This is a genomic window from Paenibacillus sp. FSL R5-0908 (assembly GCF_038006245.1).
Taxonomy (GTDB): Bacteria; Bacillota; Bacilli; order Paenibacillales; family Paenibacillaceae; genus Paenibacillus_AQ; species Paenibacillus_AQ odorifer.
The window spans coordinates 1,739,305-1,757,198 of record NZ_JBBOUV010000001.1; the positions used below are offsets into that span (position 1 = coordinate 1,739,305).

Annotated in this window: 11 protein-coding genes; all 11 read left to right on the forward strand. The window is 47.1% G+C overall.

Going from position 1 to position 17,894, the window contains the following annotated elements; translation table 11 throughout:
- The 11 genes from MKZ09_RS07780 (at position 1) to MKZ09_RS07830 (ending at position 17,806) form a co-directional block, all read left to right on the forward strand.
- Positions 1-1,407, forward strand: a complete 1,407-nt coding sequence (locus MKZ09_RS07780) for a response regulator transcription factor (protein WP_076107178.1) — start codon at positions 1-3, stop codon at positions 1,405-1,407.
- Positions 1,408-1,431: 24 nt separating this feature from the next.
- Entirely contained in the window at positions 1,432-3,063 is a 1,632-nt protein-coding gene (locus tag MKZ09_RS07785) for an extracellular solute-binding protein (RefSeq protein ID WP_076207826.1), read from the forward strand.
- 219 nt (positions 3,064-3,282) lie between these two features.
- Positions 3,283-5,067, forward strand: coding sequence for a glycoside hydrolase family 66 protein (locus MKZ09_RS07790; RefSeq protein WP_076207823.1), 1,785 nt, complete (start codon positions 3,283-3,285; stop codon positions 5,065-5,067).
- Positions 5,068-5,115: 48 nt separating this feature from the next.
- Positions 5,116-6,702: an ABC transporter substrate-binding protein gene (locus MKZ09_RS07795; RefSeq protein ID WP_076207821.1), complete on the forward strand. Its 1,587-nt coding sequence runs from the start codon at positions 5,116-5,118 to the stop codon at positions 6,700-6,702.
- A 97-nt stretch (positions 6,703-6,799) separates the two neighbouring features.
- A complete protein-coding gene (locus tag MKZ09_RS07800; RefSeq protein WP_076207818.1) occupies positions 6,800-9,799 on the forward strand; it encodes an extracellular solute-binding protein in 3,000 nt (999 codons plus the stop codon).
- Positions 9,789-10,733 carry a carbohydrate ABC transporter permease gene (locus MKZ09_RS07805; RefSeq protein WP_081394394.1) on the forward strand — a complete coding sequence of 315 codons (945 nt, stop codon included), beginning with the start codon at positions 9,789-9,791 and terminating at the stop codon, positions 10,731-10,733. The genes MKZ09_RS07800 and MKZ09_RS07805 overlap by 11 nt, the downstream gene beginning before the upstream one ends.
- Positions 10,734-10,770: 37 nt before the next feature.
- A complete protein-coding gene (locus tag MKZ09_RS07810) occupies positions 10,771-11,631 on the forward strand; it encodes a carbohydrate ABC transporter permease (RefSeq protein ID WP_076207815.1) in 861 nt (286 codons plus the stop codon).
- A 1-nt stretch (position 11,632) separates the two neighbouring features.
- On the forward strand, positions 11,633-13,669 hold the full coding sequence (locus MKZ09_RS07815) for a YIP1 family protein (protein ID WP_076207813.1): 2,037 nt from the start codon (positions 11,633-11,635) through the stop codon (positions 13,667-13,669).
- Positions 13,663-15,951 (forward strand): DUF5696 domain-containing protein, encoded by a 2,289-nt coding sequence (locus MKZ09_RS07820; RefSeq protein ID WP_076207810.1) that lies wholly within the window; start codon positions 13,663-13,665, stop codon positions 15,949-15,951. Before MKZ09_RS07815 ends, MKZ09_RS07820 begins: the two co-directional genes overlap by 7 nt.
- Positions 15,948-16,817, forward strand: a complete 870-nt coding sequence (locus MKZ09_RS07825) for a carbohydrate ABC transporter permease (protein ID WP_076207807.1) — start codon at positions 15,948-15,950, stop codon at positions 16,815-16,817. Before MKZ09_RS07820 ends, MKZ09_RS07825 begins: the two co-directional genes overlap by 4 nt.
- Positions 16,814-17,806 (forward strand): carbohydrate ABC transporter permease, encoded by a 993-nt coding sequence (locus tag MKZ09_RS07830; protein ID WP_081394393.1) that lies wholly within the window; start codon positions 16,814-16,816, stop codon positions 17,804-17,806. The genes MKZ09_RS07825 and MKZ09_RS07830 overlap by 4 nt, the downstream gene beginning before the upstream one ends.
- The last annotated feature ends 88 nt before the right edge of the window (positions 17,807-17,894 follow it).

Consider the following 17,894-nt stretch of genomic DNA (forward strand, 5'->3'; position numbering starts at 1 on the left):
ATGATTAAGGTACTTGTTGTGGATGATGACAAATTGGTCCGTAAAGGACTAATTTCAATGATGCCATGGCAGGAATTTGATATGAAGGTTGTTGGTGAGGCGAGCAATGGGGAAAAGGCCCTCCAGTTTTTAGAGTCTCATTCTGTTGATTTAGTATTGACTGACTTAGGCATGCCAGTCATGTCGGGCATTGAGTTAATGCGGGTTTTACGCAAACGTTATTCAGAACTTCACGTTGTCGTTCTTACGGTGCATCAGGATTTTGAATATGTGCAAGAGGCGCTTCGGCTTGGGGCTATAGATTATATTTCCAAGGTCGATCTAGATTTAGAGAAGGAGCAGCTTGAAGACATGCTCGGAAGAATTGCCGACAGAATACAAGGGCAAGCACGTCAAGGAATAGTCCACCAAGATGGGGCATTGGAGCAAGGATATTCCGTCGTGGTTCTTGATCACAAGGATTTAAAAGACTGGGCCGAGGAATTGAAATATATCCCTGATATCAAGGTGGTTGAAGTGGATCGAAACAACTGGTTAGTGCTTGCTTTAAATGGAAATGAGCGCGATCTATTTGATGAACTATCAAAACGTATCCGTTTGTTGCAGAACGTTGTGCTAATTCAATTGTCGGATCTGCAACAATTCACATTGACTCAAGTTCAGCGATGGGTTAGAAGCTTTACGGAAAGAGAGTTATTCTATGAATATAATCCCGACAACACGATTCTGTCGGTGTGCATTAATAAGAATTATGACGATCTGTATGAACAGAATCGCGGAGTAGGAGATCAACTGGAAGAGCCGAAGGAACTGTTGTTGTCTGGGGAGTGGCTTTACGATGATGTATTGTTCCAGCGGCTATTAATACAATTAAAGATGCTTCGTATACCGCAAACGCGACTGATCGGTTTATTATATTCTTTTGTTAACGAATGGAACAGAGCTTTTGCCGGAACGGTGTTTGGAAAGATCAAGCTTGATGAGACACTTCATTCCTGGTTTCAGATTGAGCGATGGCTGGAGGATACCCGCACAATGATTCGGTACACAGCGCTTCAAACTAATTACTCCCCGGAGATTGTCAACTGTGTGCTGAAAGCGGAGAAAAAGGTGCGGATGAGATTGGATCAACCGTTGACCTCTGCCGAGGTGGCGAAAGAAATGAATATGAGCCGGAGTTATTTTAGTCAGTGCTTTAAAGATATCATTGGACGTACTTTCAAGGATTACGTTCGTGAATTACGGATGGAAAAGGCGAAGCAGTATCTGGTGCATACGAACAATACGATTCAATGGATTGCCGAGCATACTGGATATACGGATGAAAAATATTTCAGCCGCACCTTTCGCGATTTAACCGGACTACTTCCGAGTGAATATCGGGTTCGTAAACGTATTCCCCAATAAATCGTTGTGTTTAAGGAGGACCGCATGCTGAAAAGAAGTTTAATGATTCTGTTACTCATATCGCTAATATTATCTGTATCCGCTTGCAGTCAGAACAAAACCGATATCATCAAGGAAAGGGGGGAGGATCCAGCGTTCGAGAAATACGAAGTACCGACTACGCTGAATATCGTAATGGGAGTTGATCCCAACTACAAGTCATATACAGGAGAAACCCCCGCTAATAATCCGTGGATTAAGACAATTAAAGCCAAGTTGAATGTGAATATCCATATCGACTGGTTTGCTACACATGAGAATATGGATCAAAGAATTGACTTGGCGATTTCCAGCAATGTGCTTCCTGATGCAATGGTGGTTTCTCCCTATCAATTTAATCAAATGGTTGAGGCGGATGAACTGGAGGATCTGACAAAAGCTTATGAGGAGTACGCCTCACCGGTCATGAAACGCATTATTGAAGGCACTAACGCGGGATTAAAGGAAGACGTTATGATAAACGGAAAAATGCTTGCTTTACCTTCAGCTAATCCTGAAGATTTTAGCATGATGTGGATACGGAAAGATTGGCTGGACAGATTGGGATTGGCCCCTCCATCCACAATGAAAGAATTGGAGAGTGTAGCGAAGGCGTTTGTTGAACAAGATCCTGATGGCAATGGGCAAAAGGACACAATCGGCATTGCCGCTGGAACTTCCCTTTATGACGAATACAATGCAGGGCCAGGAAGTTTTAACCTGAATCCAATATTCTCTGCCTATGATTCATACCCGGGTTTTTGGCTGAAAGGTAAGAACGGAATGCCAGTTTACGGATCGATTCAGCCGGAAACCCGAACTGCGCTGGCCGCACTTCGTGAGCTGTATGCCAAGGGGCTGATTGATCGTGAAATGGGAATCCGTGAGACGGAGGCGGAGGTTGTGATCGAGGGTAAGGCAGGTATATTCTTCGCTCCTTCCTTCGGGGGAGATTGGCCAATCCCGGAAGTGCTGAAGAATAATCCGCGGGCGAACTGGCAGGCTTACGCCTTGCCACTTGATACCGCAGGCAAATTTAATGTGAAGATATTCCGGCCGACGCAATCTTATATTGTTGTGCGCAAGGGCTATGAACATCCTGAGGCTATTATCAAAATTGCGAACTTGACATTGAGAGACAGGGAGAAGTATGGGGATGTTTTTCAACCTTTACAGAATATGCTCGTACCACGGGATGAAATTGCCTTTTCGGTAAGAGCTATTCAAGACGTGATGGCCGGAAGGCAGGAGGCGGGCAATTTTCAGGGGAAGGAAGAGTATCCGATGCTGGCAAGTGATCTGGAAACTATTTATAATGTCAAACGGCCTCCTTACGATAACACCGATATTCAATATTGGAATCTACGGGACGGTAATTTCAGACGTGCCTATTCCTTGCTGGTCGGAGGAAAGAACCTGTATGATCCGAATTTGAATAAGGTTTACAGCATCTACAATGAAGGCAGGAATTCTTTCGCGAAACAATGGAAGTATCTTGCGGATGAGGAGATGGATGTGTTTACACAAATCATTATGGGGGTGGTTCCGCTGGAAACGTTCGATCAGTGGGTCCAAAATTGGAAGCTCCAGGGAGGCGAGCAGATTACCGATGGGATTGCAAAGGCAATATCCCCTTAAGAGGATCTGAAGGTAGACATACGTCGCTCATCAGGAGGGGGAATGTCGTCTGGCACTAATCATTTATCCACCTTATCTCGGGACGGATTCCTATCTTAGGAATCCGTCCTTTCCTTGTATCCTTAATATATAGGAATCGAATTGAATTGAAAGCGATTGCAAAAGCTGTTTTGCAGCTGCAGCAGTATTCCTTTATTAATATGAGAGGTGTTTAAATGGATGAAATTGCATCTGACGAAAGTGAAACACTCCCGAATTTTGCTGGCCTGCTTCATGACGCTCGCAGTATCTGGATGCAGGCCGATCAGTGAAATTTCCGCTGTGCAAGTGGTAAGTCAAGGAGGGGTGAAGGCTTTAACAACAGATAAGGCCAACTATAAACCCGGTGAATCTGTGAGCTTCTCCCTCCAGTTGAGTTCGCCGGCGCCTAAGGCGGAGCTGATCATCCAGTACCAGCATTTAGGTGAGAAGATTGGCAGTCAAAAGGTGAAAACGGATGAAGGTCAGGCCTCCTGGAGCTGGACTCCACCCAAGGAAGACTATAAAGGATACATGGTGGAAGTTTTTGTGTCCCGAGATAACAAGATTACAGATCAGATGAATATTGCGGTTGACGTTTCCTCGGATTGGAGCAAATTTCCGCGTTATGGTTACTTGTCTGATTTCCCGAGTATGGGTCAGGGACAAGTGGAGAAAGTCATTGAACGCTTGAACAGATTCCATATTAATGGAATCCAATTCTACGATTGGCAATACAAGCATCATGACCCGATCAAAACCTTTGACGGCAAGCCTGCGGAGGAATGGGAGGATATCGCCAGCAGGAAGATTTCCTTCGATACAGTGAAAAGCTATATCGATCTGGCTCACAGCCGGAATATGAAGGCCATGAATTATAATCTCATTTTTGGCGCTTACGAGGATGCGGCCAAAGATGGGGTCAGTAAGGAATGGGGTTTGTTTAAAGACCGTGACCTAACCGAACAGGATAAGCATCCGCTTCCGGGCTGGATCAGCGATATTATGCTGTATGACCCGAGCAATCCAGAATGGCAGAGCTATCTGATTGCGAAGGAGAAGGCAGCGCTTGAGCACTTGCCGTTCGACGGATGGCATGTCGATCAGCTGGGGGATCGGGGAACGCTCTTTAATTCGGAGGGGCAGATCGTCAAGCTTCCACAAGCCTATGTTTCATTTCTAAAAGCAGCCAAAAAAGAGCTGGACGTCGATTATGTCATGAATGCGGTCGATCAGTATGGACAAGGCTTGCTCGCGGCTTTGGCACCGGTTGATTTTCTCTATACAGAGGTCTGGTCCTATCCTGAATACGGGGACTTGAAAGAAGTCATTGATGACAATTACCGCGCCGGCAGAAATAAATTGAATACGGTCCTGGCGGCTTATATGAACTATGATCATTCCAAAGCCGGACAAGGAATGTTCAATGCACCAGGCGTGTTGCTGACCGATGCCGTGATATTCGCATCCGGCGGAGCTCATCTGGAGCTTGGGGAACATATGCTGTCAAACGAATACTTCCCCAACAAAAATTTGTCTGTACCGCCTGAACTTGAAGCGCAGTTGATTCGTTACTACGATTTTCTTACGGCTTACCAGAATATTTTGCGTGAGGGTCTGGAGAAATCGGAGCTGAAGGCCACCGGTTCAGCACAAGCTGAAATTCAACCGCAAGCTGAGCTAGGGAAAATATGGTCGTTCACAAAGCGCAAGGATGATACGGATATTATTCATTTCATCAATTTCACCGGTGCGACAACGATGGAGTGGAAGGACAATCAGGCGGATCAAGCTGAACCGCCCGAGCTTGAAAAGGTGGACGTCGTCTTCCCTGCTGATCGGAAGGTGAGCAGAATCATGTTTGCTTCCCCTGATTATTATCAAGGCTCCACCATCACGCTGGGTTTTGAGCAGAAGGATGGAAACGTATTCTTGCAGCTGCCGAAACTGAAATACTGGGATCTGATCACCGTCGACTACGAATGATGCAGCTTAAACTTCAACGAATTCAATATGAAAATTATGGAGGGTCTTATGAAAAAGAGAATGACCGTTGTTTCTTCAATCCTGTTAGTTTCCGCGCTTCTGTTATCCGCTTGCTCCGGTAACGCTAACACGAACTCGGCAAACGTAAACACCCCGGAAGTTGATGGCGGAAACAATCAGAATACAGAAGCCCAGGAAGCCGAAACGAACTGGACGGATGAGGATGGAAACGGCGTAGCCGACTGGCAGGAGAAGCCGATCGAACTGGATTACGCCATGCGCTTCTACGGTGAGAATGATGATACGAACCCGATGTTCCTGAACGTCCGCAAATTCATGGAGAAGTATCCGAACATCACGGTTGTCCGTGATTCGCAGTTCGCCATTGAGCAGACGGATACGGATGAACTCGAAATTCTGACAGCGAGAGCGATGGAGGGCACGTTGCCCGATATTTTCTATTCACCGCATGCCGCCGAATCCTATGACCGTGAGCTTACGCTGGATTTGACATCCTATCTCGACAAAGACCCGGAATCCAAATGGATCTCTGAAAATGCGAAAAGCTTTATGACCACGTATGACGGGAAGGAAGTTTACGGCATTCCGTTCCAGTCCGTGTCCGAATTTCCTGCAGTAAACCTGAATCTGCTGAAAGAGAACAATATCGCGATACCGCCTTATAACTGGACTTATGCGGATTATGAGCATCTGCGTTCGGAGGTTGCTAAGCTTACTCCGAATAATCCGGTGTTCCCGGGAGGCATCGGTTTTATCGACCATGGCCCGCACTATTTTGACGGTATTCCAAACGGCTGGAAAGGATTTAACTCCGAAACGCAGAGATTTGATTTTGCGAACAGCAAGAAATACGGGGAGTGGCTGGACCAGTTCGCCAAGGAAGACAAGCAGGGATTATGGTTCTGGGATTTACCGGAGGATGTCCGGAAGAAGAAGGTTGGCGAATCTGCGAACCCTTGGGCAGACGGCATGGAAGCGCTCGGAAACTTCTGGTTGTATTCACTGAGTACGGATGTGAATGAAATGATCAAAACCCGGAAAATGGATATCGATATTTACCCGATGCCAACTGCACCTGAAGGGGGCATCACGGATCTGCACGGATATTATGACACGTTAAGCTTGTCCAGCGCACTGGATGAAGATCCGGTCAAAGCTGAAGCAGCCTATCAATTGCTTAAATGGCTGACCTACGGTGAAGATGGATTGAAATCCCGCTGGGCTTTAATCGACGAGTATATGGGTCTTCCTGAAGATGCGCCAATCCGGGCGGAGGATCAGCTGATGGACTTCATTCAGGGCTGGCCGGTTACGACCAATCCTGAAGTCTTGAAGAATCACCCGCTGGTTAAGGGCTTCCCGGAAGATAGTGAACTGGCCATCTTTAACTTCCAGGCGTTCCAGAATGTTGACTTCCAGCAAATGCTGTCCAATCCGGTGCCTTTCCCGAGACAGCTTCCGGGTGTCGTAAAAGCTTATGATACCTTGAACCCGTGGGAAATTAGAAACCAGATTAGAGACAAAGGCAAAAAGTACAGTGATGTCGCAGCGGAATGGGATGCAATGATGAACAAAACGCTCGATGATTACCTGGGCGAGTATAACGCGAAATAGAGCAAATACTGGAATACCCACAGCTACCGGTTAGGAGGAATCCGACCGGTAGCTATGGTCACTTTAGTAAAACTTGACGATGTAAGGTTGTGATCAAGTGCAAACCAAGGGAAAAATCGGTTATGTCATAGCCGGTTTTGGATTCATTGCAGTGGCTGCCGGAGTACTTGCCGTCAGCTTAACAGATAACGGTGCCGGAGCGGTGTTGTCACAAGCCGAATCGCAGCGGAGTATAGCGGCTGTTGAGGCCTATATGACTAACAAAAGCAGTGACATCAACTATTATAATGTTCTTAAACAATGGACCAAAGACCAGGTGGCTGCTCCGGAACTGCCTGAGAGCATTCCGATGAAGCTTGTCAAGGGCGGGCAAATCTATAGTTCTTCACGAAGTGAAGGCTATGGCGGCGATGTCCTCTACGCTGCACCAAAGGATGTTCTGACTTATGAAGCAGAGGTCCCGGCCGAGGGCCTGTATGAGATTTGGCTCGACGACTATATTCTAGAGCAATCTACTTTGAACCCTGAGCTCCAGGTAGAGATCAACGGCAAGCAGCAGTATAACGAAATGAATGAGCTGAAGCTCGCAATAGACTGGAAAACACAGGATACGGAGCACAAGGTTGACCGTTACGGGGACGAACTGACCCCGAGGTCGGTGATCTCTGCGTCCTGGCGGAATGAAGGACTGTCTGATCCCAACTTCTTTTATAAGGAGCCCATGAAATTCCATTTGAACAAAGGCAAAAATCTCATATCGTTCACGCTGAAGGAAGGATATGTGCTGATCGGGAAGGCGGAGCTAAACAATACAGCCAGTTCCGAGGTTTCTTATAAAGAATATGCCGCGGCACATGTGGGAAAGAAGCCGGTTTCAGAACCTGCTGTGACGATTGAAGCCGAAGATATCGCCGTAAAAAGCAGACAAAGCATCCGGGCCAAATATGTCCGTAATTCGAGTATTACTCCCTATTCCTACAAACACAGGCTGTTAAATGTGCTGGATGGTTATTCGTTCGGAGAGAGCGGTGACAAGGTCTCTTACCCTTTGGAGGTTAAGGAAAGCGGCTTCTATCATCTGACCTTCAAATATTCCCAGGACACCAATAACGGGATGCCGACACACCGGCGTGTTGAAATTGACGGAGAAGTTCCCTTCAGTGAATTGAAGTCTTATTCGTTCGACTATTCCAGCGGCTGGAAGAATGCAACTCTTCAGGATGAACAAGGTAGTCCTTATGAAATATATCTGGAAAAAGGGGAACATACCCTGTCGCTGTCCATTGACAATACCCGGATAAGAGATATTTATCATGAACTGCTCAAGACGGCAGAGATGATCGATTCCACAGCCCAGAGCGTAAACCGCTTGACAGGCGGGCTGGTCGATAAAGAGAGAAAATGGAATATCGAAAAGTATATTCCTGAAATCTCCACCTATCTGGCAGGAATTGCCGCAAAGCTTGAGGAGCAAAAGCTCGCCCTGATCGAAGAGACAGGCAACAAGGATCTGCCTGCGCTGTCGCAGCTTGAAGTAGCCAAGCAACTGGTAGAGGAATTTATGGCAAATCCGAACGAGCTGCCTCATTACATGGGCAAGTTCATGGGCGATCAATCCTCCGCTTACGGACGGATTAAATCGGTCCTGCCTATGCTGGTGTATAATCCGATGCATCTGGATAAGATTTATGTCGGCAACAGCGGGGAACTGCCCAAAGCAGATTCCGGTTTTCTTACAAGCTCTGTTGAGAATGTTAAAGCTTTCTTCTACTCCTTTGGCAATCCAAGGTATGCAAAGGCCGGAGAGATCGATGATGACACGGTTGAGATTTGGGTCAATCAGTCCAGATTGTATGTAGAAATCATGCAGCGGATGATCGATGAGGAGTTTACACCTGCTACGGGAATCAAGATCAATTTGTCCATTTTGCCGGATGAAAACAAGATCGTGCTCTCCAATGCGGCCAACAGCACCCCTGATGCAGCGATGGGTGTCAGCTTCGGCAAACCTTTTGAATTGGCTATACGGGGAATAATTGAGGATTTACGCGGTTACGATGGTTTTTACAAATTGGCCGAACAGTTCCATCCCGGAGCGTTCATTCCTTTTATTTACGATGAAGGTGTTTATGCTTTCCCGGAAACACAGGATGTCAAGCTGCTATTCTACCGGAAGGATATCCTGAAATTTCTGGGTGAAGAGCCTCCGCAGACCTGGGAGGATGTAGCGGGCCTTGTTCCGATGCTGCAGAAATATGATATGAACTTCTACACTCCGCTGGGATCGAACAATTCCTTCAAGGGATTCGATACCACGACGCCGTTCATTTATCAGTTTGGCGGGCAATTATACGATGAAACCGGAAGCAAGACAGCCATCAACAAAGAAGGCGCATACCAGGGATTTGAGTTCATGACCGATCTGTTTACAGTCTACAATGTGCCGATAACGACCTCTGAATTTTTCCAAAGCTTCAGAAACGGGAAAGCGCCTGTAGGTATCGGCGATGCGAATACCTACATTCAATTGAAGTATGCTGCACCGGAGCTTGCGGGACAGTGGGGAGTGCTTCCGATTCCGGGTGTCAGAAACGATGATGGTGTAATTGAACGATGGGACCCCACGTACGGCTCCTCCAGCATCATTTTTAAGAAAAGTGAAAAGAAACAGTCTGCCTGGGAGTTTATCCAGTGGTGGGAAAGCGCGAATACGCAAAGTGAGTTCTCCTACAATATCAAATCCACTCTGGGAGAGAAGTTCCTCTATATGACTGCTAATTTGAAGGGTTTTGCCGATAGTGCATGGCCTTCCGATTCGAAGGACGCGATAACGGAGCAGTGGGAATGGATTCAAACGACCGGGAAGGTCCCGGGCGATTACGTGGTGGAACGGGAAATCAGCAATGCCTGGAATGCAGTCGTCTTCAGCAAGCAGAATCCGCGAACGGCTCTGGATAATGCAGTCAAAACCATCAACCGGGAGCTTGAACGGAAGCTGAAGGAATTCGGGTACATTGCTGACGGTAAATTGGTCAAGCCCTACAAGGTTCCGACCATTGATAATGTAGAGAATTGGGTGAGAGAAAATGGAAAGTAGCACCCCGATGAACCGGAGATTGAAGCCAGAACTGAGCGGGAAAACCGAAGGCCGCTTCAAGCGCATAGCAGATTCTCCGTTTCTGTTCATTATGCCTTACGCCGTATTGTTTATATTATTGATCGTACTCCCGGTAGTCATTGCCGCGGCGATGTCATTTACTTACTTTAATACGGTCGAATTCCCGAAATTCATCGGGTTTCAGAATTACATCGATTTGTTTACAGGCGATACGGTGTTTCTGCAGAATGCGGTGCCGAATACGCTCCTGTACGGCATTATCGTAGGGCCCTTCGGATACATGCTGGCCTTCATGCTGGCATGGATGTTGTCCCAGGTGACCCACAGAATGAGAACTCTCTATACAGTAATCATTTACTCCCCATCCATAACAGGCCCTGTCATGATGGCGGTGGTATGGAAGGTACTGTTCAGCGGAGACCAGGCCGGCTATCTAAACTACTGGCTGCTGAGGCTGAATATTGTCCAGGAGCCGGTGCAATGGCTGCAGTCTCCCGAGCTGCTGATGCCGATCATGATATTCATCGCGCTTTGGGGAAGCATGGGGGTCGGCTTCCTTGCGATGCTGGCCGGTCTGCTTAATATTGACAAGACGATGTTTGAGGCAGCTTATATCGATGGCATCCGCAACCGTTGGCAGGAAATTTTCTACATCACGATCCCGTCCATGAAACCGCAGATGCTGTTCGGTGCAGTGATGGCTATTATCGGCACGTTTAATGCAGCCGGAATGGCCGCAACGCTTAGTGGAGGGACGCCGCCTCCCCAATATGTCGGTTGGCTGATCGTAGATCACGCCAACGATTTCGGTTTTGTCCGTTATGAAATGGGTTATGCCTCCGCGGTTACTGTAGCTCTTTTATGCATTGTTATTTTATTCAACAAGGTCAGCTACAAGCTGTTCGGAGAATAAAAAAAGCGTTTATCCTTTCGTTAGTGTGGTGAGAAGAATGGTCAAGTTCAATCCCGATAAACTGCATAAAGACCAGTTGGGCTTTCATGTGTTTTTGCTTGTATTGTCCATATTTATGGTCCTTCCGATTGTGTTTATCATTAATAATTCATTCAAACCGTTTACGGAGCTGTTTGCATATCCGCCCAGGTTTTTCGTAAGCCAGCCGACGTTTGAGAATTTCCGTCTGCTGCTTCATTTTTCGGCGGAATCCGGACTTCCGTTATCCAGATACGTATTTAACAGTGTCCTTACGACAACGATTGTTATTCTGTCGACATTAGCGGTTAGCTCCATGGCGGCCTTCGGCCTGTCGAAGCTGCATTTCAAAGGCAAGGAGACCTTTAACAAGATTAACACACTGGCCCTGATGTTCGTACCGGTCGCGGTAGCGATTCCGCGTTTTCTCATTATCGAGAAAATGGGTATTTTCAATACCTACTTCGCGCATATTATCCCGATGCTGGCGATGCCAATCGGTATTTTCTTGCTCAAGCAATTTATGGACCAGGTTCCGGATGATCTGATCGAAGCCTCCAAAATGGATGGAGGAGGAAACTGGCGTGTATATTGGAGCGTGATGCTGCCGATGGTGAAGCCGGCCCTCGTGACTGTCGCGATATTGACCTTCCAGGCCAGCTGGGGCAATGCTGAGAGCTCGGCCAATTTCATGAACGACGAATCTCTGCGCACACTGCCCTTCTACTTGAACACCCTGGTGGCGCAATCGGGGAACATCGTTGCCGGGGCGGGCTTGTCGGCCGTAGCCGGACTGGTCATGTTCCTGCCGAATCTGATACTGTTTATCATTTTACAAAATAAGGTCATGGATTCCATGGCTCATACGGGGATTAAGTGATATGGGAAAGTGGACAATGCAAAGATCGCTGAAGTTGTTGACGGTTGCGCTGATCATGGTGTTTCTCAGTACATCACAGGCTTATGCGGCTTCGGATGCTCCCTACTTCACTTACACTAGTGACAGTGAAGGGTATACGATCCGGACGCAGGACGCCTATACGCCAGTCACGCAGATTGGAGAAATCAACGGGCAAAGACTGGATACGCCCGAGCATGTGTTTGTAGATGAGCAAGACTACGTATATATTACGGACAGCGCGTTGAACAAGGTGTTTGTTTTGGACGGGAAATTACGCTTTTACAAGGAACTCTCAAGCGACAAATTCTCCGCGATCAAAAGCACCTTTGTAACGAAGGATTCCATCTATGTAGTGGATGCCGGGGGAGGGCTGATTGATGTCTTTGACAAGTCCTCTTATGCGCTTGTGAGGGAGATCGGCAAGCCGGATTCGCCTATTTTTACGGAAGGCTACGAATTCAGCCCGACCCATATCGCGGTGGATATAAGAGGTAATGTATACGTAAGAAGCGCCGGCTCGGTCAACGGTCTGATCATGTTAAACAGGGACGGAGAATTTATCACTTTCTTTGGCGGGAATCCGTTAAAGGTTCCTTTTCTTGATCAATTGCGGTCCAGTCTTCTGACCAAGACTCAGAAAGACAAGCTGGAGAAGGTTCTTCCCGATGTGCCCAGCAATTTGGCGATTGACAAGAAGGGCTTTATTTACACCGTTACATCCTCTGTGGAATCGAGTCCGATCAAGAAGTTCAATGTTTCGGGAACGAATTATTATCCGGATGGTATTGTCGGGACCTATTCCATGGAAAGTGTATGGGTTGGAGATCATAACACTGTCTATTCCGTGAGCTCGGACGGCTGGATCTTTGAATATGATGCCAATGGCAACCTGCTCTTTATGTTCGGAGGGAAGGATTTCAACTCCAGCCGCCTTGGGCTTCTGAACCGGCCAGTAAGCATTGCCACCAATTCGGCGGATGAACTGATCGTAGTCGATCAAGGGATGAAATTGCTCCAAATCTACCGTTCTTCCGAATTCTCAAGTGCGGTTCATCAAGCGATGGACGCCTATCAGAACGGGGAGTACGGCAAGAGTCAGGAGCTATGGGAATATACGCTGAAATACAATTCAACCTTTGACAAGGCGCGAATTGGTCTGGGTGAGGCTTACCTGCGGGCTGGAGAAGCTGATGAGGCCTATGATGAATTCGAGGATGCCCAGTACAAGTCAGGCGTATCGGAAGCATTCTGGGAAATCCGCCAGTCCTGGCTGCAGAACCATCTGGATGTTATTTTCGCGCTGTTACTCGGTTTATTGATTATTGGATATGCCCATAAATTTGCGAGCCGGAAATATCAATACTGGACCCGGATTAAGGATCGGCTGAAGGTTGTCTGCAAGGTCAAAGTCATTAGCGATCTGATGTTCATCTTCACCTTTCTAAGGCATCCGCTGGATGGATTCTACCAAATTAAATACCAGAACAGAGTATCCGGAAAATCGGCAACGCTGATCTATATGCTGGTATTCGCCGTATTCATTCTGCATCATGATTACACCAGCGGTCTGTTTGTCGATAAACAAGGGTACTTTCTTCATCAGTTATGGATCATTTTGGGGCTTGCGGTGTTATGGATGATTTCCAATTATCTCATTTGCTCCATCAGCGATGGGGAAGGAAGATTCAGGGATGTCTATAATGCCACTGCGTACGCGCTGAGTCCAATTCTTGTTGTGTTGCCTCCGCTTGTTGTGTTCAGCAACGGCTTGACGCTGGAACAATCGGTCTTCTATCATTTGCCGATTCAGGCCATGATGCTGTGGATTGCCTTTTTGATGTTTTTTATGATCAAAGACATTCATAGCTATGAGGTTGGAGAGACGTTTAACGTCGTGTTCAAGAGTGCGTTTACAATGCTAATCATTGGATTGTTCCTGTTTGTATTGTATTCGCTGGGCAGTCAATTACTTGATTTCGGGCACGACGTGGTTACGGAGGCGAGCAAAAAATGGTAAAGAGATGGTTGAAATACGGAATTGTTCTTCTGATTGCGGCGGCACTCGGTGTAAACTATTTAATTGGCGACAGCCAGAAAGTCAAATACGGTATAGCCGCCGCCCAGAATGATTATAAAGATATTATTGTGAACGATGCACAGCAGACTTGCTTCAATAGCGGAGGCGGCGCTGCTGCTGCCGGCAGTACCGCTCCAATTCCGGCTGCATTCAGAAAGGTCGCCGGCAACGAGAAGCTGGAGCTTTATCTGGAGGAAGAAACGGCTGCCATAGCAATTAAGGACAAGTGCAATGGCAGCACGTGGTTCTCTTATGATGTCAGTACGGATACGAAAGGGAACAAGTACAGCAATGAGGTTGCGGCCTATATTAAATCCGGCATCTCCATTGTTACGTATAACAAATTCACCTCCGGCCGAAGAACTCTTTTGGGAGATCATGCGAAGATGACTTACCAGTACAGGGACGAGGGCTTTACAGCAACGATAGATTTTACCAAGGCTAAGATCAAGTTTGACCTTGTTGTTGCGCTGCAGGAGGGGGATTTGATTATTCATGTCCCGCGCAGCAGTATCGAGGAGTATAATCCCAAGCTTGGCAAGCCGGGAAACAACGACATCCGGCTTAGCGAGATTATTCCTTATCCGTTTTTTGGCAGCGTTACTCATAAAGAGAACGGTTATATCGTCCTGCCTGACGGGGCCGGAGCCATTGTGAAGCTGAGAGAAACTCCGAAATATGCGACAGGTTATTCGGCACCTGTCTATGGTCCGGATCCGGGATATGAAGATACTCCGGAGTTCACCCCCCGGCGAACTGTTGTGAAGCCGCTTGAGCGGATAACACTGCCGATTTATGGCATTATTCATGAGGAAGGCCGCTCCGGCTTGCTTGTAATTGCGGAGGGTGGTGCAGGGTATGCCAATTATAATTATGTATCCCGTGACTTGCAGACGAATTTCTATCAGTCCTACTTCACTTATACCTATCGTACACAGTATGCGCAGGTGCAGAGCCGGACGAATCAGGATCAGTCTGTTCTCAGCTTTCAGGAAGAGCCGAACCGGTTTGATCTTGTACAGCGCTATGTTTTTCTGGAGGGCAACCAATCGAACTATGTCGGAGTAGCCAAGGGCTTCCGCAACTTCCTGGTCCAGCAAGACGGGCTGCTGAAACAAGCCAAGGGAAGGTACGACAAGGTTCCGATGAAAATTGATTTCGTCAATAATGAAGTGGCGATGGGAACACTGGGCGTGGAGAATGTTCCGGCAACAACCTATAAACAGGCGCAGGAGCTGGTAAGTGAACTGAAGGAGAAGGGGTATTCAGGGCTGAATGTTTCATTCAAGACGTTCGTCAAGGATGAGTGGGCTTACCGTTTCACCATGATGAATCAGCTTGGCGGAAGCAAGGCGTTCAAAGAAGCCATAGACTATTTCTCCGCGAATGACATCAAGTTCAGCCATTATGTAGATTACACGAGATCCTGGTACGAGAAGACGAAATATACGGCGAGCAAACTTAACCGCCTGGATGTGAATGTGCTGAATGAAAACAAGGCGGAGTACAATTATCTGAATAACCCTAAGTATTATAGCCTGCTCGCTGAACGGGATCTGGAGGCTTTCAAGAAAAATCAGATCGGTGAACTGGCCCTGGACGGATTCGGGAATAGTCCGTTTACCCACTATGATCATGGAACAGTCGGTTATGCGAATGAGGGAATGGCGTACACTGAAAAGACTCTGAAGGAATTGAACGACAACGGAATTAAAACGGGCCTGTATCTGCCTGATGCGTATCTGTTCAAATATGCCAGCGCTTATTACGACACGCCGGTCATATCCTCCAATCTGATTTTCATTGATGCTACAGTTCCATTGGTGCCGTTAGTCCTGAGCGGTTATGTGGATATGTATTCGCCTTATATGAACTTCTCATCCAATGATACGGAAGCCATTCTTAAGCTGATTGAATTCGGAGTATTCCCTTCGTTTGTGCTGACAGGCGAGTCGACGTACGAGATCAAACGGACGGGTTCAAGTGATGTCTATGTCTCGCAGCTGAAGGATCTGGAGCAACGTATTGACAATTACCATACGGTTATAAGTGAAGCTTTAGATAATGTACTGGATAGTGAAATGATCAACCATACGATTATTGACGATGGTGTTGTCCTCGTAGAGTACGACAATGGCCGCAAAATTGTGATTAATTACAAGGATATGGAGTATCGCTATCAAGACGTTAGAATTAAATCAAAAGGGTTCGTGATCCTATGAAATTGAGCATAAAAACCAAGCAAGGTTTAATGGGCGTTCTCTTTATCAGTCCCTGGATTGTCGGTTTTCTAGCCTTTGTCGCTTATCCGCTGTACAGAACGATTTATATGAGCTTCTACAAGGTATCCTTCGGATCGAAGTCCGGCTGGAGATACAATTGGGTGGGCATGGAGAACTACAAACGAATCCTGTTAGAGGAGCCAGACTTTGTCGTTGAAGCACAAAATTATTTTATCGGCACTTTAGTGTATGTCCCGGTTATTATTGCTCTATCCATTATTGTGGCGATGCTGCTTAACCAGAAAATAAGGGGAAAGGCATTCTACCGGTTGATGTTCTTCCTGCCGATTATTATCCTGAACGGGAAACTGATTGAGAATATGAGCACCTATGGGGGCATGTCCATCACTGCCAATCACTTCATCCTTGAGACGCTCGGGACGATTATTCCTTCTAAGGGAGCTTTGCTGCTGATTGTGAATTTGTTTGAGCTGATCCTGCAGCTGATGTGGTATAGTGCAGTGCCGATCCTTATTTTCCTGGCGGCGCTGCAAAAAATCAGCAAGGATATGTACGAAGCGGCATCCATTGACGGCGCATCGCCGTGGACGTCTTTCTGGAAAATTACCTTGCCTACTATCTATCCGCTGGTAAGCATATGCGTAATTTATCTGGTGGTTTTCTTGGCTAATTTTGATCTGAATCCGATCAATACGATCATTATGGAGTCCAAATTCGACGGGTCCAGACGTGAAGGCTATGCTTCCGCGCTATCCCTGCTGTATTCCTTAGTTCAAATCGCACTGATACTTATCCTGTATTATGCGACCCGCAGCAGAAATTCCAAAGAGGGGGTGGCCAAATGACCGAGCCACAGGTCCAGATCAAGCCGTATAAGCAACTGAAGCAGCAAATCGGAAGACATACGCCTCCGCTCAAGAAGTTCCTGTTCGGTATGCAGATCAGCGACGGGTTCGTGTATAAGGCGGCAACCTATACAATTCTGACTGTCTTCGGATTTGTATTCCTGTATCCGCTGCTCTATATGTTATCGGCCAGCTTCATGTCAAATGTAGACTTGGTGGACAGCACCGTGAAATGGCTGCCGAGCAGTCTGTATACGTTCAATTACGAAATGACCTGGAAGGCATTGAAGCTGCCCGGCTCTTTCCTGACAACGACTATGGTGGCGGGCGCTTCGACAATAAGTGTAATCATATCTTCCGCTTTAGTGGGATACGGACTGGCGCGCTTCCAGTTCAAAGGGAAAAATATCGTTATGCTCCTGCTGCTGTTCACCTATATCGTCCCGAAGACTTTGTTCTTTATTCCGCGGTTTCAGGTTTTTATGGAGCTCGGTCTGAAGGGGAATCTGGGCGCGCTTATTGTACCGGCATTAACCGGACAGGGAGAGCAGGCGGCTTTGTTTATTCTGATCTTCTTCCAGTTCTTCAAAATGATTCCGAAGGCGCTGGAAGAGGCAGCATTTATCGACGGAGCAGGTGCTTTCAGAACGTTCTGGCGCATCGCCATTCCTATGGCGGGTCCGGCGTTTATCATCGTAGGCGTCTATGCCTTCTCGCTCTATTGGAATGAGACCTTTCTGACTTCGTTCTACCTGGACGGCAAAATCCGGACCGTTCCGATGCTGCTCGGAGATCTGCAGAACTCTTACGGCGCTGCGGTCAAAGCCAGCCAAAGCGGGGACTTCAACCAGAATCCGAATTTGAATTTTACCGAGGCGAAGGCCTTTGCGGGAACGTTATTATCCATTATCCCGCTTGTTACCTTGTATCTGGTTGTACAAAGATGGTTTGTAGAGAGCATTGACAAGACAGGGATTACCGGGGAGTGACAACAGAAGGAAGAAGGAACAAATCTGTCGGGGTCACAATAGTGGCCCTTTCTTTTTGTTGTGGAACAAACAAACGGAAAGGACGAAT